The sequence below is a fragment of the Streptomyces sp. NPDC014733 genome, from assembly GCF_043083385.1.
GTDB lineage: Bacteria > Actinomycetota > Actinomycetes > Streptomycetales > Streptomycetaceae > Streptomyces.
This window is the reverse complement of the sequence record NZ_JBIBYO010000019.1, coordinates 48,673-68,470: the sequence shown is the minus strand read 5'-3', so window position 1 is coordinate 68,470 and position 19,798 is coordinate 48,673. Positions and strand designations below refer to the sequence as shown.

The window sequence follows — 19,798 nt, the reverse complement described above, 5'->3', positions numbered from 1 at the left end:
GGCGGGAGTACCGCTGAACGGTACGGCGGGGCGGCGACGGGAGAACCGTCGCCGCCCCGCCGCCGTCGTCTAGGCCCGCAGCCCGGCGGTCAGCGTCCGCATCGCCTCGGCGGCCAGTTCCGCGACGGGTGTTGCCTCGGCGGTCGGGGCGTCGCTGAACGCCCAGGTCTCGACGGCGACGCGGATCGCGGCGGTCGCGGCGGCGGCGGCGAGCCGCACATCGAGGGCGTCGGGGGCGGCGCCGGTGCGCTCGGCCAGCAGCGGGGCGAGCCGCTGTTCGGAGTCGTGGTTGACGCGGGCCCAGACGGCGGCCAGCGCCGGGTCACCGGAGGTGGCGCGCAGCAGGCCGCGGGTCCACTCCAGGGACTCGGCGGTCGCCGCCTCCTCGTCCGCCATGGACCCGACCGCCGCCTGCGTCAGCGCGTCCGGCAGCGGGACGTCCTTCGGCACGGCGGCCAGCAGTTCCTGCCAGCGGCGGGCGCCGAAGGAGAGCAGCGGGGCGACCGCCTCCTGCTTGGTGCGGAAGTAGCGGTAGAACGTCCGCAGGCTGACCCCGGCGCGCTCGGCGATGGCCTCGGCGGTGGTGCCGTCCGAGCCGTCCTGCGCGAACAGCGCCGCGGCGGCGCGGGCGATCTCCAACTGGGTGGCGGCCTTACGGCGTTCGGTGAGGTTCACCGGACCACCTTAGACACGGGGCGCCGGACCGGCGCGGCCCGGCGCCCCGGCACGTCGTGCCAGGTGGCGGCGGTCAGAAGTGCGTTCCGCCGTCAATGCGGATCTCCGTACCGGTGACGAACGCGCCGTCCTCGGAGGCGAGCATCGCGACGACGGAGGCGACGGTCTCCGGCCCGGCGAAGCCGCTGCCCAGCGCCGGGGAGAGCTTCGCGAAGAGGCTCATGTCGGCGTCGGCGGGCAGCCCAGGCCCGGCGCTCTGCTTGCTGGCGCCGCTGGCGTCCGTCATCCCGGACGAGATGGAGCCGGGCTGCACGGCGGTGAAACGGATGCCGTCCTTCGCGTACTCGCTGGCCAGGGCGTGCGTCATGGACTGGATGCCGCCCTTGCTCGCCGCGTACGCCGCCATGTACGGGTGCGCGAACTGGGCGGAGGTGGAGCTGAAGTTGACGACGGCGGGGGCGTGGCCGTCGCGGAGCGCGGGCAGCGCCTCGCGGATCACCAGGAAGGTGCCGACCAGGTTGACCTGGAGGATCTTCGTGAAGGACGCCAGAGACGTCTCGTGGGTGTGCGAGGAGCGCAGGATGCCCGCCGCGTTGACCAGGGCGTCCAGGCCGCCGAGCGTGGCGACGGCGGCGGCGACGCCCGCGCGGACCGAGGTCTCGTCGGCGATGTCGACGATCTGTGTGGTGAGCCGGTCGGCGTGGGCGCCCGCCTTGGCGGCGGTGTCGCGCAGCCCGTCCTCGCTCACATCGGCGGCGACGACGGTGCCGCCCTCGGCGAGCATCCGCAGCACGGTGGCCTGACCGATGCCGGAGCCACCGCCGGTGACCAGCGCCCGGCGTCCTTCGTAGCGGTTCATGGTGCTTCTCCTTCGTCTTCCTTCGTCCCCGATGGCGTCCCTGCGTGGTCCGGTGCGGGCCCGTGGATTTCCGGGCGGGTGACCCAGTGGTTCCACCGTACGCCTAGATGGCACGTTGTGCCACCATGACGTGTGGCGCCACTCAAGGGGTGTGGCCGAGGGTTCGGCGGAAGATCCAAAGGTGGGAGCGGCGGCGCTCGCCATTCCGTCAGGAATGGGTAAAATCCCAGGTCAGATCGGTAGGGAGGGTGCTTCGTCGCGTCGCGTGAGGGGAGCGGAGCGGTCCGCTTCCGGCACAGAGGGGGCGGAGTGCCTCTTGATAAGTGGCCGGTCCGAGACGATCTTTGGTGTGCCTGTGGCCCCGTGCGGGGGCACGGGGGTGACCGCCGGACGCGCGGGAGCCTCCGCACCCCATTACGTGCTGTCTACATCTACCGAGGAGTGCCGTGCCCGTGAGCCGAGCAGTGCCGCCGGACATCCTGTCGCCCGAGTTCCACGCGGACCCGCACCGCGCCTACCGCGTACTGCGCGACGACTTCCCGCTGATCCACCACGAGGCCACCGACAGCTACGTCCTCTCCCGCTACGAGGACGTCGAACGCGCCTTCAAGGACCCGGTCTTCACCACCGACAACTACGACTGGCAGCTGGAGCCGGTGCACGGCCGCACCATCCTCCAGATGAGCGGCCGCGAACACGCCGTCCGCCGCGCACTGGTCGCCCCCGCGTTCCGCGGCAGGACCCTGGAGACCGCGTTCCTGCCGGTCATCGAGCGCAACGCCCGCGAACTGATCGACGCCTTCCGAGGCGCCGGAAGCGCCGACCTCGTCGCACAGTTCGCGACCCGCTTCCCCATCAACGTCATCGTCGACATGCTCGGCCTCGACCGCGCCGACCACGACCGCTTCCACCGCTGGTACACCGCGATCATGGGATTCCTCGGCAACCTCGCCCAGGACCCCGACGTCGCCGCCGCCGGACTCCGCACCCGCGACGAACTCGCCGCGTACCTGCTCCCGGTCATCCGCGACCGCCGCGCGAACCCGGGCGACGACCTGCTGTCCACGCTCTGCGCCGCGGAGATCGACGGGATGCGGATGAGCGACGAGGACATCAAGGCGTTCTGCTCGCTGCTGCTCACCGCCGGCGGCGAGACCACCGACAAGGCGCTCTCGACGCTGATGTACAACCTGCTGCGCCACCCGGAGCAGCTGGCCGAGGTGCGCGCGGACCGGTCGCTGATCGCCCCCGCCTTCGCGGAGACCCTGCGGTACACCCCGCCGGTCCACATGATCATGCGTCAGCCGTCGGAGGACGTCGAGATCGCCGGCGGGACGATCCCCGCGGGCGCCACCGTGACCTGCCTGATCGGCGCCGCCGGACGCGACGAACGCCGCTACCGCGACCCCGACACGTTCGACATCCACCGCACCGACCTGGCGGCCACCACCGCGTTCTCCGCCGCCGCCGACCATCTGTCGTTCGCCCTCGGCCGGCACTTCTGCGTCGGCGCACTGCTCGCCAAGGCCGAGGTCGAGACGGGCGTGAACCTGCTGCTCGACGCGCTGCCCGACCTGGCCCTCGCGGACGGCGCGGCCCCGCGCGAAGAAGGCATCTTCACCCGGGGCCTGGACGCCCTTCCGGTGCGCTTCACCGCGGCGCGTACGCGGGGGTGAACTCCACCGGCAGCGCGGTCAGTCCGCGCATCCACAGCGACGGATGCCACACCAGGTCCGCGGCGGGCACCGCCAGCATCACGTCCGGCAGCCGGTCGAGCAGCACCTCGACCGCCGCCTGCGCGATGACCTCGGCGATCTCCGGGGCCGGATAGGGGCAGGCGTGCTCGCCGTGGCTGAACGACATGTGGGCCTGGTTGCTGTCCGTACCGGCCGTGGTGAAGTCCGGGCTGACCTGCGGATCGTTGTTGGCGGCGGCCAGGCCCATGACCAGCAGGTCACCGGCGCGGATCCGCCGCCCGCCGAGCTGGGTGTCGCGGGACGCCCAGCGGCCGATGTAGTTCTGCGTCGGGGTGTCCTGCCACAGCACCTCGTTGAGCGCCTGGCCGACGCTGCGCCGCCCGCCGGAGAGCGACACCGCGAAGCGGTCGTCGGTCAGCATCAGCCGCAGGGTGTTGCCGATCCAGTTGGCGGTCGGCTGCTGGGCGGCGGCCATCACCACCAGCAGATCGATGACCACCTCCTCCTCGGCCAGCTTCGCGTGGTGGGTCAGCAGCCGGGACGGCACGTCGGCGGCGGGCCGCTCCTTGCGCTCGTGCACCAGCCGCGCCATCCGGGCGGCGACCCGCTGGTGCGCTTCGATGGCGCCCGGGCCCTCGTCCAGCGACTCGGAGATGTCCCGGACCAGCTGCGGCACCTCCAACGGGTCGATGCCGAACAGCTCGGTGACGACGAGCAGCGGCAGCCGCAGCGCGTAGTCCGCCATCAGGTCCGCCTCGCCGCTGCCGGCGAACGCGTCGATCAGCCCGTCCGCGAGCCGCTCGCAGATCTGCCGCAGCTCGAACTGGTCGATGGCGAGCAGCGCGTCACTGATCGCCCCGGAGCGGCGGCGGTGCTCGGCGCCCTCCGCGAACATCACCGACGGCTGATAGCCGACGAACGGCATCAGCGACCAGTCGGCGGGGATCGACTCCCAGGCGTGCCAGCGCCGCGAGTCGCGGGCGAACAGCTCGTTGTTGGATGTCACCTGGTGGACCTCGCGGTAGCCGAGGACGAACCAGGCGGGGATGTCGCCGTCCAGCAGGACCGGCGCGACCGGCCCGTGCTCGCGCCGCAGCTCACGGTAGAGCCGCGCCGGGTCGCCGCTGAGCCCGTCACCGTAGAGCCGGACGGCGCCGGAGGGGCCGGAAGGTGCAGCGGCGGGGGCGTGCGCGGGGCAGCCGGGCGGGGGGAACTGCTCGGTCACGTGGCGGCCTTCACGGTCTCGTGAGGGGCGGACAGGGAGTAGAGGTGGTTGGCCAGCGCGATCAGCACGGACTTGCTGGACCGCCGGTCACGGGCGTCGCACTGCACCAGCGGGATCTCCGGCGCCAGGTCCAGCGCCTCGCGGACCTGCTCCAGGGTGTGCTGCGGCCCGCCGAAGTCGTTCACCGCCACGATGAACGGCATACCGTGCGCCTCCAGGCGGTCGATGGCGTACCAGGAGTCGTCCAGGCGGCGGGTGTCGACCAGCACCACGGCGCCGAGCGTCCCGGCGAACAGCCGGTCCCACAGGAACCAGAAACGTTCCTGGCCGGGGGCGCCGAACAGGTACAGCACCGTCTTGTCGTTGATGCTGATGCGGCCGAAGTCGAAGGCGACGGTCGTCGTGGACTTCGTCTCGACGCCGGACGGGTCGTCGACGCCGACGCCCGCCCGGGTCATGGTCTCCTCGGTGCTCAGCGGACGGATCTCGCTGACGGACCGGACCATGGTGGTCTTGCCGACGCCGAAGCCGCCGACGATGACGATTTTCAGGCCGTTGTCCGCGGTGTCCCGCAGCGGGGCGCGGGACGGGGCGGCGTGGGCGTCGGGCGCCGGTGCGGCTCCGGGGCCCCCGTCAGAGGCGGTGGAGTGCATCGAGCACCTCCTTCAGCAGATCGGTGTCGGGAAGGTGGGCCGCGGTGACGGGCCGGGGGTGGCGGGCCGTCACCTTGCCGCTGTCGAGCAGGTCCGACAGCAGGATCCGCACGACGCTCACCGGCATCCGCAGCTCCGCCGAGACCTCCACGACGGCCATCGGGTGGCGGCACATGGACAGGATCCGGACGTGCTCCGACTGCATGCCGGGCGCCGGATCGCACTCGCTGACGATCAGGGTGACCAGGTCGAGGTTGAGGTCGTCGGCGGCGCGGCTACGGCCACCGGTGACGGTGTAGAGCCGGTCCGGATCGTCGTCGGGACCGAGCCGCTTCATGCCTGCTGCCCCGGGCTGAGCGTCCGGCCGCCCTCCTCGCGCGGGGCCGCCTGGAGGTACTCGCCGATCTGCTCGACCAGCTCGTTCATGTTGAAGCCGATCAGGCCGACATCGGCGTCCTCGACGGCCAGCAGGGCCAGATGGGCGCCGTGCCCGGCCTCGACTATGAAGAGGATGCCGCCGTGGAACTCCGTCATCGCCTGGCGGACGCCGCCGGTGCCGTCGCCGAACTCCACGGACGCGCCGTGCGACAGGCTCTGGATGCCCGAGGCGATGGCGGCGAGCTGGTCGGCCTGATCGACGGTCAGCCCCGGGGAGTGGCACAGCTTCAGGCCGTCGCGGGAGAGCACCAGGGCGTGGCGGGCGCCCGGCGTCTTCTGGAGCAGGTTCTCCAGCATCCAGTCGAGGCTGTGATCGGTCGTGTTCGTCATCGGGTCTCGTCCTCCGGGGGAGCGGGGGTGGGGGTCTGCGAAGGATCGGTGGTGCCACCGGCGGCGTCGGGGCCGCGGCCGACGGCGCGGCGGAAGGTGCGGAACCGCTCCGCCGCCTCCTCACGGGAGCGGGCCGGGCGCGGCGCGGCGGGCCGCGGCGCGGGCTTCGGCGCCGGGGCGCCGGTGCCCGACGAGGCCAGCGTCTGGCCCCGGCGGCGCTTGGGCAGCCCGCTCTCGCCGAACTCCGGTGCCGGCGCGGCCGGGCGGCGGCTCTGCTGCGGCGGGATCGCGGCCGGCGGCGCGGGCGCCTCGGGCTCGGCCGGCGGCGCGGACTGCGGCGGCTCGGGCGGGAACGGCGCGAGCGGGGCGACCGGCTCGGCCGGATCCCGGTGCGAGGCGTGGCGCGGCGCGGACTCCGACGGCGTACGGCGCGAGGCGTGGCGCGGCCCGGCCGGGCGGGTCAGCGACTCCACGGTGTCCGGCACAACCGGCCGCTCCGGCTCACGCGCCACCGGCCGGCCCTCGGTGACCAGCTGCTGCGGGATGAGCACCACGACGCTGGTGCCGCCACGCGCCGACGGGCGGAACGACACGTTCAGCCCGTGCTTGCGGGCCAGACAGCCGACGACGGCGAGGCCGAGACGCGTACCGGACAGCGACATGAGGTCCAGGGAGTCGGCGGAGACGGCGGCCTCGGCGCGGCGCAGCGCCGTCTCACCCATCACCAGACCGCTGTCCTCGACGCTGACGACGACGCCCGCCTGCGTCTCCTCGACGTAGACGTGGACCGCGGACGACGGCGGCGAGAAGGACGTCGCGTTGTCCATGATCTCGGCGAGCGCGTGCATGATGCCCTCGGCGGCGTGCCCGGCGACCGCGAGGGTGCTGCTGTTGTGCAGCTGCACCCGGCGGTAGGCGCTGATCCGGCCCATGGCGCCGCGCAGCACGCTCTCCATCGAGATCGGCTTGTTCCAGCGGCGGCCCGAACGGGCGCCGGTGAGCACCGCGATGGAGTCGGCGAGACGCCCGGCCTGCGCCGTGGTGTGGTCCAGCTTCAGCAGGTCGCCCAGGACCTCCTCGCCGTGCCGGTGCTCCATCTCGCGCAGGTCGGCGAGCATGCTCGTGGACAGCGCCTGGACGCGTCCGGCGGCGTTCGCGCAGGCGGCCATCGCGGCGGCGCGCATCCGCTCCCCGCGGCCGACCTCCTCGGCCAGGCTGCGGACGATGCGCTGGTGGGCGGGGGTGGTGGGCAGCGGGACCCGGCTGAGTGCGGTGTCGGCGGACGAGCCGGTGCGCAGCTGCGCGACGACCGCGGGCAGCGTCTCGTCGGCGAGCCGCTCGGCCTCGGCGCGGACCGCCTCGACGCGGGCGCGGTGCACGCGGGTCTGGCGCAGTCCGTACACGGCGGCGGACAGCGATCCGCTGAGCGCCACGGCGGCGATGCCGCCGCCCCAGGCCAGTGCGGTGCGGACGGTGTCCGGGGCGGAGAGGACGGCCCACAGGCACAGGACGCCGGTGATCAGGAGCGCGCCCACCAGGGTGAGCAGCGCGGCACCGAGCGGCGAAGACTCTGCCCGAGGGCGGGAGGGTATCTGGGGTGACATCGGGGCTGGTCCTCGGAGCGATGGCGGCGGCGGTACGGGGGAGGGGCCGGGCGGGAGTGCGGTGGCACTCCTGACGGGCCGTCCGGCCGATCGCACGGGCTCCGGGTCGCGGTGGGGCGCGGGCCGGTGCGCGGCGCGGGCGGAAGCGGAAGATCTTCTGCACTTTATCCGCTCGGTCCGATCCGGCAACCCTCGACGGGGGGCCGGAGCTTGACCCGCACCCGCCACCTGGTACGTCTCACGGAAGCAGGCCCCGGAACAGTCGGGATATATCAGGTGATGGAGCATCAGCCCTGCCCTTTTTCAGGGACGGCCGAGGGTGGGGACCGCTCCGTCAGGCCGCCCGTCCCGCCCCGCTCGCCACCGGGTGCAGCGCCGCGTACTCCAGAGGTGCCGACGGGTCGATGGAGACGTCCGCCGGGGCCGGCGCGGCGCCCGCGCGGACCAGGAGGTCGCCGACGGCGGCGATCATCGCGCCGTTGTCCGTGCACAGCCGCAGCGGCGGCACCCGCAGGGTGATCCCGGCCGCCGCGCACCGCTCCTCGGCGAGCGCCCGTACCCGGGAGTTGGCGGCCACCCCGCCGACCACCACCAGCGTCCCGACGCCGTGTGCGGTGCAGGCGGCCACCGCCTTACGGGTCAGCACATCGGCGACCGCCTCCTGGAGCGAGGCGGCGCCGTCGGCGAGCGGCAGCTCCCGGCCCGCCGCGCGCTCCCGCTCCGCCCAGCGCGCCGCCGCGGTCTTCAGCCCGGAGAAGGAGAACGCGTACCGGGTGCGCGGGTCGCCGGAGGTGAGCGGCCGCGGGAAGGGGACGGCGCGCGGATCCCCCGCGCGCGCCGCCCGGTCGATGGCGGGCCCGCCGGGGTACGGCAGCCCGAAGACCCGCGCGACCTTGTCGAAGCACTCGCCCGCCGCGTCGTCCACGGTGTCCCCGAGGTGGACGATCGGATCGCGCGCCAGATCGCGGACGAGCAGCAGCGAGGTGTGGCCGCCGGAGACGATGAGGACGACACAGGGGTCGGGCAGCGGCCCGTGCTCCAGGGTGTCCGCCGCGACATGCCCCGCCAGGTGATGCACACCGTGCAGCGGCACCCCGAGCGCGTACGCGAGGCTCTTCGCCCCGGCCAGCCCCACCTGGAGCGCCCCGGACAGCCCCGGCCCGGTGGTCACCGCGACCGCCCCGATGTCCGCCGTCCCGAGCCCCGCGTCGTCGAGGGCGCGGTGGACGACGGGCAGCAGCGCGTGCACATGGGCGCGGGCCGCGATCTCGGGTACGACGCCGCCGTAGCGGGCGTGCTGGTCCATGCTCGACGCCAGCGCATGCCCCAGGAGGCGCCCGTCCCGTACCAGTCCGGCGCCCGTCTCGTCGCAGGACGACTCGATTCCCAGCACTACGGGTGAGGGCATGGGGGCGGCCTCCTTGGAGCAGGTCTTGCGGGGTCTTGCGGAGTCTTGAAAAGTATTGCGGGAGAGTTGCTGTTGCAGATAGTAGGCAATAAGCGGTCGCGCGGATAGGCGCGGTTGGGGCACCGGCAACGGAACGGGCCACGCGGGTATTGGCGACGATCTTGGGCTGAGATGGTGTGGACTTGGTGATTATTTACCTGGCATATGCAGTCAGTACGGTTTCGTAGATCATCCTGTCTTCTTCAGTTGGCTCTCAGGTTTTGACGGAGAAGAAGGAAGTTCATGCGAACTCGTGCTCGTACCCGCATAGCAGCCGTCGGCGCTCTCGCCGCACTTTCCGCGCTTGCGCTCACCGGCTGCAACAGCGGCGACAAGGCCGACGCCGCTGCCGACTCGTCCGCCCCCGCGTCGGACTCGGCCTCGGCCTCGACCGCGGCTTCGCCCGAGGCGTCGACCGGGACCAAATCGAGCACGAGCGGCGGCGGCAGCTCGTCCAAGGACACGGGCGGCAGCAGCTCGTCCAAGAACACGGGTGGCGGCGCCACTGCGGCCTGCACTCCCCAGACGGTCTCGATCAAGTTCTTCATGAGCGATCACCAGGCCACCGAGCAGCAGGCGGCCAACGGCACCCTCAAGCTCACCAACACCTCCGGTGCCACCTGTACGGTCGTCGGTCCCACGACGGTGACCGCGACCGACGACGAGAACAAGACCGCCCCGATCTCCGCGGACAACTCCGAGGAGGGCTCGGACGCGGTCGACATCCCGGCGGGCGGCTCGGCGACGGCGGACATCGGCTACAACAACCTGAACACCGAGGGCACCGCCCGCGACACCTGCCCGATGGGCGCGTCCACCGTCAAGGTCGGGCTGCCGAAGCAGGCGGACACCAGCGTGAACGTGCTGAAGGCGGACGGCTCGCCGGGCGGCTACTTCAGCGTCTGCGGCGACAGCTTCAAGGTCGGCGCCTTGACGGTCGGCTAAGAGGTTGCGCGGAGAGGCGTGTGGTCATGGTCGGCGGTTCGGGCGTTCGTCCCAGCGGTGAGTGGTCCATGCCCGTCCAGTCAGGCTGCGCACGGTGGTGATCGTGTCGGCGAGGTCGAAGAAGGCGTCGATGACGGTGGCCCGCCGCTCTTGACAGCGGGCGAGGCGGTGGAAGGCGTCACCCGGACCTGCCCGTTCTGTTGCCGGTGTCCCGACCGCGCCTGTCCGCAGGACCTCCGAGGGTGATCTCCGGGCCGGGCCGTGGCCTGTACGGGGCGGGCGCTCGGGCCGGGCCGGGGCCTGTACGCGGCGGGCGCTCCTGGGATTTTCCCGCCCGGCGCCCTGTAGTGGCCCCGGCCCCGGGCCTCCCGCCGCCCGGCCCGCTCAGTAGAGTGCGGGGACGTCCCCGGCCGACCGGCCGCCCCCTTCCCCACCGGCCGCACGGCGGCTTCCGAGGTTCGAGGTACTCGGCAGTGACCCCCCTGGCACCCCCTTCACCGCTCCCCTCACCCGCCCCGCCCGTGCTCACCGTCGTCGGCATCGGCGCCGACGGCTGGGACGGACTGGCCCCCGCCTCCCGTGACGCGCTCCGCGCCGCCGGGGTCCTGCTCGGCGGGGCGCGCCAACTCGACCTGCTGCCCCCGGAGTGCGCCGGTGAGCGCGTCACCTGGCCGTCGCCGCTGCGCCCCGCCGTACCGGGCCTGATCGCCGCCCACGCCGGACGCGGTCTGACCGTGCTGGCCAGCGGCGACCCGATGTTCCACGGCATCGGCCGGACGCTGACCGAGGTGCTGGCCGCCCTCCCGGACGCCCCCGATACGCCCCGCCCCCGGCTGCGGGTCCTGCCGCACCCCTCGTCCGTCGCGTACGCCTGCGCCCGGCTCGGCTGGCCGGTGGCCGACACCGAGGTCGTCTCGCTGGTGGGGCGCCCGGTCGCGGGCCTCGCGCGGGTGCTGCACCACGGGCGCCGGGTGCTGGTCCTGTCGTCCGGCGCGGACACGCCCGCGCGGATCGCCGAGGCGCTGCGGGAGCGCGGCTTCGGCCCGTCCCGGATGCGCGTCCTGGAGCAGCTGGGCGGCCCCGCCGAGGCGCAGACCGACGGCACCGCGGCCACGTGGGCGCGGCCGCCCGGCGACCCGCTGAACGTCGTCGCGGTGGAGTGCGTCCGCGCACCGGGCGCGGTGCGGCTGCCGGTCGTCCCCGGGCTGCCCGACGACGCGTACGACCACGACGGGCAGCTCACCAAGCGCCATGTACGGGCCGCGACCCTCGCCGCGCTCGCCCCGGAGCCCGGCGAACTCCTCTGGGACATCGGCGGCGGCTCCGGCTCCGTCGCGGTCGAGTGGCTGCGCGCCCACCCCGCCTGCCGCGCCGTCACCGTCGAACGGGATGCCGTCCGCGCCGCCCGTATCGAGCGGAACGCGGACACCCTCGGCGTACCGGCGCTGCGGGTGGTGCGGGGCGCCGCGCCCGCCGCGCTGGCCGGACTGCCGGTCCCCGACGCGGTCTTCATCGGCGGCGGGCTCACCGCCCCCGGTCTGCTCGACGCCTGCTGGGCGGCGCTGCCCCCGGGCGGCCGACTCGTCGCCAACACCGTGACGCTGGAGTCCGAGGCGCTGCTGACGCAGTGGTACCGGCGCCACGGGGGCGACCTGGTACGCCTCGCCGTCGCCCACGCGACGCCCGTCGGCGGCTTCACGGGCTGGCGGCAGGCGATGCCGGTCACCCAGTGGGCGGCGGTCAAGCCGGCGCCCACCGGGGACGACGCCGCGGCCGCGTCCCTTGGGGGAGCCTCCGGAACGGCGTCTCCCGGGGCGGCCGCCCCCTTCGGAGAGGCCGCCCCCGCCCCCACCCCCACGTCCCCGGAGAACGAGGAACGATGACCGTCCACTTCATCGGCGCGGGCCCCGGCGCCGCCGACCTGATCACCGTGCGCGGTGCCCGTACCCTCGCCGCCTGCGGTGTGTGCCTCTACGCGGGCAGCCTGGTACCGCGCGAACTGCTCGCCGAATGCCCGCCCGGCGCCCGGCTGATCGACACCGCCCGGCTCGACCTGGACACCATCACCGCGGAGCTGGTCCGCGCCCACGAGGAGGGCCACGACGTGGCCCGGCTGCACTCCGGCGACCCGTCCCTCTTCAGCGCCGTCGCCGAGCAGATGCGCCGCCTCGACGCGGCGGGCGTGCCGTACGACGTGGTGCCCGGCGTCCCGGCGTTCGCCGCCGCGGCCGCCGCCCTCAAGCGCGAGCTGACGGTTCCGACGGTCGGCCAGACGGTGATCCTCACCCGGGTCGCCGAGCGCGCCACCGCCATGCCCGAGGGCGAGGACCTCGCCACCCTGGGGCGCAGCGGTGCCCTCCTCGTCCTGCACCTCGCCGCCCGGTACGCCGACCGGGTCGTCGCCGAGCTGCTGCCCCACTACGGCGCCGACTGCCCGGCCGCCGTGGTGGCCCTCGCCTCCCGCCCCGACGAACTCGTCCTGCGCGGCACCCTCGCCGACATCGCCGACCAGGTGAAGGCCGCGGGCGTGGTCCGCACGGCCGTCATCGTCGTCGGCCGCACACTGGCCGCGGAGCAGTTCGGCGACAGCTTCCTGTACTCGACGGACCGCGAGCGTCCGGCCGACGGCTGCGGGGGCGCCTGGGGGGCGAACTAGGGGCGGAACGGGGCACGTCGCACTCCCCCGCCCGGTCCGCTCCGTGCCGTTCCGCGCTTCCCTCGTCCGGGGCGGCGCGGCGTACGGGGCGCCGCTCCCGGGCGGGTCCCTGGGGCTCCGGGGCACGCCGCTCCCGGACGGCCCTTGGGGCGGCGCCTGGAACGGCACCGGACCTCGGCGCACGGCGCACCCCCCCACGCTCCCGGCGCACGGCGCAGCCCCACACGCTCCCGGCGCAGCCCCACGCGCCCGGCGCACGCCGCAGCCTCTACGCCCCCGGTCCGCGAGGCTCCGACCGCCCGACCACCAGCCCGGCGCGGTCGATGCACACCACGTCAACGGTGACGGGCGCGCCCCGCAGCACCGCCAGCGCCTCGTCCCGTGCGGCGGCGGCCACCAGATCGCCCAGGGGCACGCCGGCGGCGGCGCACAACTGGAGCGCCCCGAGCCCCGTGTTGGCACCCGCGACCTCGGCGGCCAACGCCTCGTCCGCGCCCCCGAGCCGGGCCAGCTCCGCGAGGAACCCCTTGTCCACCTGGGACCGCGCCGAATGCAGATCGAGGTGCCCGGCCGCCAGCTTCGACAGCTTCGCGAACCCTCCGCAGACCGTCAGCCGCTCCACCGGATGGCGCCGTACGTACTTGAGCACCGCACCCGCGAAGTCCCCCATGTCCAGCAGCGCGTCCTCGGGCAGCCCGTGCAGCGCCACCGCGACCTTCTCGGACGTGGACCCCGTACAGCCCGCCACATGGCGCCGCCCCGCCGCGCGTGCCACGTCCACGCCGCGCCGGATCGAGTCGATCCACGCCGAGCAGGAGTACGGCACCACGACGCCGGTCGTCCCCAGGATCGACAGCCCGCCGAGGATGCCCAGCCGCGGATTCCAGGTGCTGCGCGCGATCTCCTCGCCGTGGTCGACGGAGACCTCGACCTCGACGTCGCCGCGCCCGCCGTACCGCGCCGCCACCTCGGCCAGGTGCCCGGAGATCAGCTGCCGCGGCACCGGGTTGATCGCCGGTTCGCCGACGTCCAGCGGCAGCCCCGGCCGGGTCACCGTGCCGACGCCGGGCCCCGCCCGGAAGACCACCCCCGAACCGGTCGGCAGCTCCCGCACCGTCACCCGGATCAACGCCCCGTGCGTCACATCCGGATCGTCCCCCGCGTCCTTCACCACCGCCGCCATCGCCCACGACCGGTCCGCGGCCAGCTCCTCCTTGGCCAGCGCGAACGACGGCGTGTGCCCCTTGGGCAGGGCGATCTGCACCGGGTCCGGGAACTCCCCGGTCAGCAACGCCGTGTACGCCGCGGCGCTCGCCGCCGTCGCGCACGCCCCGGTGGTCCACCCGGACCGCAGCCCGGTATGCGCGAGCTGAGCGCTGCGACCACCTGCCGCGGACTTCTGCGACGCCCCCCGGCCCTGCGGCTCCGCCGGACCCCCGCCGGACGCACCCACCCTCGCCACCTGCCCTTTCGCCACCCGGCCCGCGGCCCTCGCGCCACCGATTCGCGACACCTGAGCCGCCTGCCCATGTTCCCCTGCCGTGCGGTACACCGCCGCGCCCGGGTCGGACACGGGCCTGCGGAACACCCTCCCGCCGCACGCCCGGAATGCCGGCACCGTACGGCCCGCCACTCTCTTTCGGTCTGCCACCGGCCGAATCGCGCCTTACAGGGGTGCCACCCGCATACGTCACTTAGGGTGAACGGCTGTCTCATACATGTAGGAAAAAACGGGGAATCGGGGGCTGTTGTGCCGGATACCGATGTGCAGCCGAAGACGCTGCGCACCGCAGCGGGCCAGAGCGAGGAAATGCAGTCGGGGGTGGGTTCCGCCGTGAGTGCGCTGAACGCGCATCACCACGGTGTGCCCGGCCAGACGGCGGGGTTCTCCTTCGCCCAGCAGCTGATGCGGACGCAGCAGTCCTGGCAGGCCCGGCTCGGTGACGTCCGCAAGGAATGCGGGGATGTCGCGCAATCCCTGCGGAAGTCCGCGGACAACTACGAGCAGAACGACGGCAACACCGCGCGGTCGTTCACTCAGCGCTCCGAAAGTCCGGCCATGGTCCTGCCCGCGGCGCAGTCGCGCCACAACAGCCCCTTCGGGTGATGTCTGATGCCTACTCTGCAGGAAATCCAGGACCTCCGCTTTTCCGCTCTGGAAGAGGCCAAGGAGGAATGGGCGCGATCGGCGCATCGCTTCGGTGGCTACCAGGATCGCGTCGACACGTATATGTGTCGCCCGTTGAAGAGCGACTGGTCGGGCAAGGCGGCTGACGCGGCACAGGTCCGGCTGCAACGCCTGGGCCAGAACTTCCAGTTCGGATCCCAGGAATGCACGCTCATCGAGGCCACCCTCGACGGCTTCGTCACGGAGATGAAGGAGCAGCAGAAGCGGCTGGGCAAACTGCTCGACGAGGCAGCCTCGAAGGGCCTCAAGGTGTTGCCCAGCGGGGAGGTGACCTACAAGGACGAGGGCTCCATTCCGACGGGCGACCCGGATGCAGGCCCCCCGGACGCGGAGATCGAGCGGCGTGACCTTGAGGGGGAAATCCTCGGCGTCCGGCGCACCGTCGAGGAGATCGACGGGCGTTACACCATCGCCATCGCGCGCCTTCAGGCCGACCGCGGGCTGAAGGTCGACAGGCAGGAATACCAGCGGGACGCGTCCGACATCTCCCAGATCGCGGGTTCGGCGGTCGGTCTCAATTCTGCTCCGCACCGGGGGACGGACCCGAAGAAGGTCCATGACTGGTGGAACGGCCTGAGCCAGGAAGAACGGGACGAGCAGCTGGCGCTGAACCCCGATGCCATCGGGAATCTCGACGGCATACCCGCCGATACCCGCGACGAGGCGAACCGCGTCAATCTCGACCGACTGATCGACGCGCACCCGCCCGGTACGCCCATGTCGGAAGAGCAGGAAGAGAAGCAGAAGGGTTACCGCGCCATCAGGGACCGCCTTGACCGGGATGACGGGAAGGTTCCCGAGCCATTCCTCCTGGGAATTGGGGAAGAGGGGCAGGGGCGGGCCATTCTGTCGTACGGGAACCCTGATAAGGCGGACAATGTCGCGGCCTATGTTCCGGGGTTCAGTACCACGCTTGAGGATGTGGGGGGAGACGATGGTGATCGTGCGCGGAGCGTCTGGGGATCCTCCGCCCATGCAGACAGCAATCACAGCACCGCGTCGATCGTCTGGCTCGGTTATGACGCGCCCCAGAGCGCCGAGGTCGCCTTCGATGGGCCGGGCGAGCAAGGCGGGGCGGATTTCGGCACCTTCCTCGACGGAGTTCAGGCAACTCACCAAGGGGACAAACCGCACGTCACGGCGATCGGTCACAGTTACGGCTCCTTCGCCGTGGGTCAGGGGGCGCAGCGCCCGGGCGGTATGCCCGCCGACGACATCATTCTCGTGGGAAGCCCTGGCACAGGGGCGCAGAAGGCGGAGGACCTCGGAGTGGGGAAGGGGCATGTCTGGGTGGGTGCAGCGGAGAACGACCCGGTCACTCACCTGCCTACCAAGAAAGAGTCCCTTGGAGGGACCATCGGGGTGGGGATTGGCAGCATATTGGACCCGCACCAATTGTGGTTCGGTCGAGATCCGGCCAGTCAAGAGTTCGGCGGGATCCGCTTCGGTGTCGCGGATGGCGAGCCAATTCACTCGCATTCGAACTACTTCAAGGATCCTGATGGCGGTGCGTCCTTGGGGAATATAGGGGCTATCGTTGCTGGCCGGCCGGAGAAGGTCTCTCTTCAGGCGGGGAGGTGACTCGTGTTCTCTCGTAAGGCATGGCAGGGCGCTCTGGCCTCTATTTTTTCTGTCGCGGTCTTTTCCGGCTGCTCACTTTTTCCGGGCAGTGGAAACGCTTCTTATCCCACGGTGGGCAAGGCGCTTCAGCGTGTTGATTCCGTACTGAACGATACGTTGTCGGGGGTGCGTCCTCGCCTTCGGTGGCGTGATGGCCCCGCTCACATGTCGGAGCGTAGAAATTCTTTCACCAATGAGGTGAATGACGCGATGGATGTGAGTCGGCAGCGTCATCTGCGCACACAGATCTCGCAAGGGAAGAAAAAAGAACTCCTCAAGGTCGTGTCGCGTCGCTGGGAGGAGAAGGGTTTTGAGGTCAAGGAGCAGGACGACGGCAGGCCATCGCTTCTGAGTGAAGCTTCGGATGGCTGTATCGTAAAAATTGACGTCGGCGGTTCCGGCGACGTCTATATCAGCGCCGGGGTGAGCGCGGTGTCGTCCGGTCCCAGCGGTGATATCGCCGGTGAAGAGGGGGATTCGTTCCCCGAGTCTCCCAGTGGAGCTGCGGACTACACCCCCGACCTCCGCGACCCCTACTGGTCCGAATAGGAGTCTGCCGGGGGCGGTTGGAACCCCCTCCCGTACCCTTCCAAAGCGTTTTCCGCCGCCTAAGGACCCCAAGGCCCCAAGGCCCCACGGCCCCGAGAATCTGAAGGACCCCGACCGATGACCGACCCCGCCGCTCCGTTGCGTCCCCACGTCCTCATCCTCGGTGGCACCGCCGAGGCCCGTGAGCTGGCCGCCGAGTTGGTCGCGGGTGGGGGCGTGCGGGTCACGTCGTCGTTGGCCGGGCGGGTGGCGGCGCCGCGGTTGCCTGTGGGGGAGGTGCGGGTCGGGGGGTTCGGCGGGGTCGAGGGGCTGGCGGGCTGGGTGCGGGAGCAGGCGGTGGAGGTGCTGGTCGATGCCACACATCCGTTCGCCGAGGCGATGAGCGCGAACGCGGCGGGGGCCGCCGCTGCCGCCGGAGTGCCGCTGCTGGCTCTGCGGCGTCCGGGCTGGGTGCCGCAGGACGGTGACGTCTGGCATCGGGTCGGGTCGCTGGACGAGGCGGCGGACGCGCTGCCCGGGCTCGGCCGCCGGGTTTTCCTCACCACCGGGCGCATGGGCCTCGCGCGTTTCGCGCACCTCGACGCGCTCTGGTTCCTCGTACGGTCCGTGGACGCGCCGGAGGGGCCCCGTCCGCGGCAGATGGAGATGCTGCTCGACCGCGGCCCGTTCACGCTCGACGGGGAGCGGGCCCTGTTGGCGGCGCACCGTATCGACGTCCTCGTCACCAAGGACAGCGGGGCCGCCGCCACCGCCCCCAAGCTCACCGCCGCGCGGGAGGCCGGAGTGCCCGTCGTGCTGGTGACCCGGCCCCCGGCGCCCGTCGGCGTGGCGACGGTGCCGGGGGCGGCGGAGGCGGTGGCGTGGCTGCGGGAGCGGCTGGGCTGACGGCGTGCCGCCCCCGTCAGCGTTTGCGGGCGGGGCGGCGCCGTCGCGTACCGCGGCAGGCGCAGGCGAACGCCTCGTCGCGGACCTGACGGTAGGTCGGGGTGACCTCCCGGCCGCACTGCGCACAGCGGCACGGCCAGGGCTCGTACGCGCCGGGGCAGGGCATCAGGGGGAGGAACCCGGCGGCGTGCATGGTGCGTTCGGCGACGGTCGCCGGTTGGCGCGTCACCGGGGGCGCGGCGGGCGGCTGACCAGCCGACGGCTGCGGCCCGGCGGCCGCCTCGGCGGCCTGCGGTGGCCCGGCCGGCGCATCGAGGTGCGGCGGCGTGGACCCGGCGGGGGCGGGCAACGGCGCGGCGACGGACGGCGGCGGGGCGATACCGGCCGGCGGGAGGCCGAACGCCGGGTCGCCGAGCGCCGGGTCGCCGACCGGCAGGGGTGCCCCGCCGCCGTCCGCCGCGATGGGCGCGAGCGGGGGCAGCGGCACCGAGGTGCTGCCGTTCGCCGACGGGGCGGGCAGCCCGTACGGGGTGAGGGCGGGGAGGGCGGTGCGCTCCGCGCCGGTCGCCGTGTCCGGTTCCGCGCCTGCCGTGTTCTGCGTTGTGCCCGCCGTGTCCTGTGCCGTGAGGGGCGCCTGCTCCGGACCCGGGGCGGTCCGACCCGTATCCGCGGCGGTCCGCTCCGCGCCCACGGCGTGGTCGGTGTTCGCGGGACGGTCGGCCTCTACGGGATGGTCGGCTCCGGTGGGACGGCCCGCCTCCTCGGTGCCGAACTGCCCGGTGGCCTCGGCCCGTTCCGGACGGCCGGCCGATTCAGTGGGGCGCGGCTCATCGCGCACCGTGGGGGCCGGAGCCGGAGCCGGAGCCGGGGCGTCGGCCGTGGTCAGTCGCGCGGACGGGTCCGGCGGGGCGAGATACGGGCCCGCCGAGGGACGCGGGTCCGCCGACGAGCCCGGCGATCCCGGCGACTCCGGCGGCTCCGATGCCTCCGGGGACGCCGTCGGCCCGGGGAGCACCGGGGCTCCGGCCGAAGCCGCGGCCTCCGGCGCCGGGGGTGTCACGGGCTCCGGGGGCACCGCAGGCTCCGGTGCGGCCGGAGGGAGCGCCGGGCGTGCCGCGCGCGCGGCCACCTCGGGAGCAGGCACCACCCCCGGGACGGCGGGTTCCGCAACGGGCAACTCCCGCACGGGGCTCGGCCGTGGGACGCGCGGGGCGGCCGGCGCCGGAACGGCCTCCGGCGCCGCGCCCCCTGCGGGCCCCGGGCCCGGCCCCTGATCCGCAGCCGCACCCGCCCCGGACGTCGAAGCCGCACCAGGACCGGACACCGTGGCCGTACCAGGACCGGACACCGGAGCGGCACCCGCCCCGGACACCGTGGCCGCATCCAGAGCCGCGCTCGGCCCCGGCACCGGGACCGCACCCGGCACGGGCGCCGAGCCCGCGCCCGGCCCTTCCGCGTACGGGCCCGCGCCCGGCCCGTTCCCGTACGGGTCGCCCCCCGGCCCGCCCGGAGCCGGCACCCGGCCCGGACCGGCTGCGGGCATCTGCGCATACGGGTTCGGTGCCGCCGCGATCTCCGGGTACGGGGTGGTGCCGGGCGCGCCCGGCATCTGCCCCTGGCCGGGGACGGTGGGCCGGTCGGCCGGGTGCGGGGCGCCGCCCGCCGCGCCCGGGGCAGGCACCGCCACCATGGGCGCCTCCCCGTACGCACCGGCTACCGGTGCCCCGGCGCCCGGCAATTGCCCGGGTGCCGGAGCGCCGTAGCCGGCTCCCTGGCCGGAGGGTGCCGGGGCGGCGGGCCCCGGTGCGGGCGTCCCTGTCCGCGGGTAGTCGCTCGCGTGCCACTGGTGGAGGCAGTCGGCGCACCACCACAGGAGTTCGCCGCCGCCGTAGACGCCCTCGTCCTCCCACAGGAGGTCGGTGCCGCCGCAGGACGGGCAGGGGGTGGCCGGGGTACGGCGGCGCCGTGTGCGACGGCTCATGAGTGAGACCTGGTCATGGTTCTCCGACTTCATCTGTTCTGCGCCG

The 19,798-nt window shown here is 73.3% G+C and carries 19 protein-coding genes and 1 pseudogene; 8 read left to right on the top strand and 12 right to left on the bottom strand.

Annotation, left to right across the window (positions count from 1 at the left end):
* Nucleotides 1-69: 69 nt before the first annotated feature.
* Entirely contained in the window at nt 70-675 is a 606-nt protein-coding gene (locus ACF1BH_RS28895; RefSeq protein WP_391647223.1) for a TetR family transcriptional regulator, read from the bottom strand.
* 73 nt (nt 676-748) lie between these two features.
* Nucleotides 749-1,534, bottom strand: a complete 786-nt coding sequence (locus ACF1BH_RS28890; protein ID WP_391647221.1) for an SDR family NAD(P)-dependent oxidoreductase — start codon at nt 1,532-1,534, stop codon at nt 749-751.
* A gap of 452 nt (nt 1,535-1,986) precedes the next feature.
* On the opposite strand from ACF1BH_RS28890, the gene ACF1BH_RS28885 reads away from it, so the two are divergent.
* Nucleotides 1,987-3,210 carry a cytochrome P450 gene (locus tag ACF1BH_RS28885; RefSeq protein ID WP_391647219.1) on the top strand — a complete coding sequence of 408 codons (1,224 nt, stop codon included), beginning with the start codon at nt 1,987-1,989 and terminating at the stop codon, nt 3,208-3,210.
* Here the strand turns inward: ACF1BH_RS28885 and ACF1BH_RS28880 are convergent.
* The 7 genes from ACF1BH_RS28880 to ACF1BH_RS28850 all read right to left on the bottom strand — a co-directional run bounded on the left by ACF1BH_RS28880 (nt 3,185) and on the right by ACF1BH_RS28850 (nt 9,476).
* On the bottom strand, nt 3,185-4,456 hold the full coding sequence (locus tag ACF1BH_RS28880; RefSeq protein WP_391647217.1) for a cytochrome P450: 1,272 nt from the start codon (nt 4,454-4,456) through the stop codon (nt 3,185-3,187). The genes ACF1BH_RS28885 and ACF1BH_RS28880 overlap by 26 nt on opposite strands.
* Nucleotides 4,453-5,109, bottom strand: a complete 657-nt coding sequence (locus ACF1BH_RS28875) for an ATP/GTP-binding protein (RefSeq protein ID WP_391647216.1) — start codon at nt 5,107-5,109, stop codon at nt 4,453-4,455. Before ACF1BH_RS28875 ends, ACF1BH_RS28880 begins: the two co-directional genes overlap by 4 nt.
* Complete coding sequence (locus ACF1BH_RS28870; RefSeq protein ID WP_391647215.1) at nt 5,090-5,446, bottom strand: DUF742 domain-containing protein; 357 nt, start codon at nt 5,444-5,446, stop codon at nt 5,090-5,092. Before ACF1BH_RS28870 ends, ACF1BH_RS28875 begins: the two co-directional genes overlap by 20 nt.
* Nucleotides 5,443-5,877, bottom strand: coding sequence for a roadblock/LC7 domain-containing protein (locus tag ACF1BH_RS28865; RefSeq protein ID WP_391647213.1), 435 nt, complete (start codon nt 5,875-5,877; stop codon nt 5,443-5,445). The genes ACF1BH_RS28870 and ACF1BH_RS28865 overlap by 4 nt, the downstream gene beginning before the upstream one ends.
* A complete protein-coding gene (locus tag ACF1BH_RS28860; protein WP_391647211.1) occupies nt 5,874-7,481 on the bottom strand; it encodes a sensor histidine kinase in 1,608 nt (535 codons plus the stop codon). Before ACF1BH_RS28860 ends, ACF1BH_RS28865 begins: the two co-directional genes overlap by 4 nt.
* 334 nt (nt 7,482-7,815) lie before the next feature.
* On the bottom strand, nt 7,816-8,889 hold the full coding sequence (tsaD, locus tag ACF1BH_RS28855) for a tRNA (adenosine(37)-N6)-threonylcarbamoyltransferase complex transferase subunit TsaD (RefSeq protein WP_391647209.1): 1,074 nt from the start codon (nt 8,887-8,889) through the stop codon (nt 7,816-7,818).
* 242 nt (nt 8,890-9,131) lie between these two features.
* The gene (locus ACF1BH_RS28850) at nt 9,132-9,476 is read right to left on the bottom strand and encodes a hypothetical protein (RefSeq protein ID WP_391647207.1); all 345 of its coding nucleotides are present in this window, start codon (nt 9,474-9,476) and stop codon (nt 9,132-9,134) included.
* Here ACF1BH_RS28850 and ACF1BH_RS28845 point away from each other — a divergent pair.
* The gene (locus ACF1BH_RS28845; protein ID WP_391647205.1) at nt 9,475-9,873 is read left to right on the top strand and encodes a DUF4232 domain-containing protein; all 399 of its coding nucleotides are present in this window, start codon (nt 9,475-9,477) and stop codon (nt 9,871-9,873) included. The genes ACF1BH_RS28850 and ACF1BH_RS28845 overlap by 2 nt on opposite strands.
* A gap of 24 nt (nt 9,874-9,897) precedes the next feature.
* On the opposite strand, the pseudogene ACF1BH_RS28840 reads toward ACF1BH_RS28845, so the two are convergent.
* Nucleotides 9,898-10,053 (bottom strand): annotated as a pseudogene (locus tag ACF1BH_RS28840) (IS5/IS1182 family transposase); the annotation flags it as partial.
* A 293-nt stretch (nt 10,054-10,346) separates the two neighbouring features.
* Here ACF1BH_RS28840 and cbiE point away from each other — a divergent pair.
* Both cbiE and cobM read left to right on the top strand, forming a co-directional pair.
* Nucleotides 10,347-11,756: a precorrin-6y C5,15-methyltransferase (decarboxylating) subunit CbiE gene (cbiE, locus tag ACF1BH_RS28835; protein ID WP_391647203.1), complete on the top strand. Its 1,410-nt coding sequence runs from the start codon at nt 10,347-10,349 to the stop codon at nt 11,754-11,756.
* Nucleotides 11,753-12,529 carry a precorrin-4 C(11)-methyltransferase gene (gene cobM / locus ACF1BH_RS28830; protein ID WP_391647201.1) on the top strand — a complete coding sequence of 259 codons (777 nt, stop codon included), beginning with the start codon at nt 11,753-11,755 and terminating at the stop codon, nt 12,527-12,529. Before cbiE ends, cobM begins: the two co-directional genes overlap by 4 nt.
* A gap of 268 nt (nt 12,530-12,797) precedes the next feature.
* On the opposite strand, the gene ACF1BH_RS28825 is transcribed toward cobM, so the two are convergent.
* The gene (locus tag ACF1BH_RS28825) at nt 12,798-13,982 is read right to left on the bottom strand and encodes a cobalt-precorrin-5B (C(1))-methyltransferase (RefSeq protein WP_391647199.1); all 1,185 of its coding nucleotides are present in this window, start codon (nt 13,980-13,982) and stop codon (nt 12,798-12,800) included.
* 297 nt (nt 13,983-14,279) lie between these two features.
* On the opposite strand from ACF1BH_RS28825, the gene ACF1BH_RS28820 reads away from it, so the two are divergent.
* The 4 genes from ACF1BH_RS28820 (at nt 14,280) to ACF1BH_RS28805 (ending at nt 17,771) form a co-directional block, all read left to right on the top strand.
* Complete coding sequence (locus tag ACF1BH_RS28820) at nt 14,280-14,636, top strand: type VII secretion target (RefSeq protein WP_391647197.1); 357 nt, start codon at nt 14,280-14,282, stop codon at nt 14,634-14,636.
* A gap of 6 nt (nt 14,637-14,642) precedes the next feature.
* Complete coding sequence (locus ACF1BH_RS28815) at nt 14,643-16,298, top strand: alpha/beta hydrolase (protein ID WP_391647195.1); 1,656 nt, start codon at nt 14,643-14,645, stop codon at nt 16,296-16,298.
* Nucleotides 16,299-16,301: 3 nt separating this feature from the next.
* Nucleotides 16,302-16,886: a hypothetical protein gene (locus ACF1BH_RS28810; protein ID WP_391647193.1), complete on the top strand. Its 585-nt coding sequence runs from the start codon at nt 16,302-16,304 to the stop codon at nt 16,884-16,886.
* A gap of 117 nt (nt 16,887-17,003) precedes the next feature.
* A complete protein-coding gene (locus ACF1BH_RS28805; protein WP_391647191.1) occupies nt 17,004-17,771 on the top strand; it encodes a cobalt-precorrin-6A reductase in 768 nt (255 codons plus the stop codon).
* A gap of 16 nt (nt 17,772-17,787) precedes the next feature.
* Here the strand turns inward: ACF1BH_RS28805 and ACF1BH_RS28800 are convergent, their stop codons facing one another.
* Nucleotides 17,788-18,609, bottom strand: a complete 822-nt coding sequence (locus tag ACF1BH_RS28800; RefSeq protein ID WP_391647189.1) for a hypothetical protein — start codon at nt 18,607-18,609, stop codon at nt 17,788-17,790.
* Nucleotides 18,610-19,798: the final 1,189 nt, after the last annotated feature.

What these genes read in the sequence shown, in the direction of transcription:
- ACF1BH_RS28805 (WP_391647191.1), top strand. Translation starts at nt 17,004, where the DNA reads ATGACCGACCCCGCCGCTCCGTTGCGTCCCCACGTCCTCATCCTCGGT.
- ACF1BH_RS28815 (WP_391647195.1), top strand. Translation starts at nt 14,643, where the DNA reads ATGCCTACTCTGCAGGAAATCCAGGACCTCCGCTTTTCCGCTCTGGAA.
- ACF1BH_RS28865 (WP_391647213.1), bottom strand. Translation starts at nt 5,877, where the DNA reads ATGACGAACACGACCGATCACAGCCTCGACTGGATGCTGGAGAACCTG.
- cobM (WP_391647201.1), top strand. Translation starts at nt 11,753, where the DNA reads ATGACCGTCCACTTCATCGGCGCGGGCCCCGGCGCCGCCGACCTGATC.
- ACF1BH_RS28860 (WP_391647211.1), bottom strand. Translation starts at nt 7,481, where the DNA reads ATGTCACCCCAGATACCCTCCCGCCCTCGGGCAGAGTCTTCGCCGCTC.
- ACF1BH_RS28845 (WP_391647205.1), top strand. Translation starts at nt 9,475, where the DNA reads ATGAGCGATCACCAGGCCACCGAGCAGCAGGCGGCCAACGGCACCCTC.
- ACF1BH_RS28875 (WP_391647216.1), bottom strand. Translation starts at nt 5,109, where the DNA reads ATGCACTCCACCGCCTCTGACGGGGGCCCCGGAGCCGCACCGGCGCCC.
- ACF1BH_RS28870 (WP_391647215.1), bottom strand. Translation starts at nt 5,446, where the DNA reads ATGAAGCGGCTCGGTCCCGACGACGATCCGGACCGGCTCTACACCGTC.
- ACF1BH_RS28850 (WP_391647207.1), bottom strand. Translation starts at nt 9,476, where the DNA reads ATGAAGAACTTGATCGAGACCGTCTGGGGAGTGCAGGCCGCAGTGGCG.
- tsaD (WP_391647209.1), bottom strand. Translation starts at nt 8,889, where the DNA reads ATGCCCTCACCCGTAGTGCTGGGAATCGAGTCGTCCTGCGACGAGACG.
- ACF1BH_RS28890 (WP_391647221.1), bottom strand. Translation starts at nt 1,534, where the DNA reads ATGAACCGCTACGAAGGACGCCGGGCGCTGGTCACCGGCGGTGGCTCC.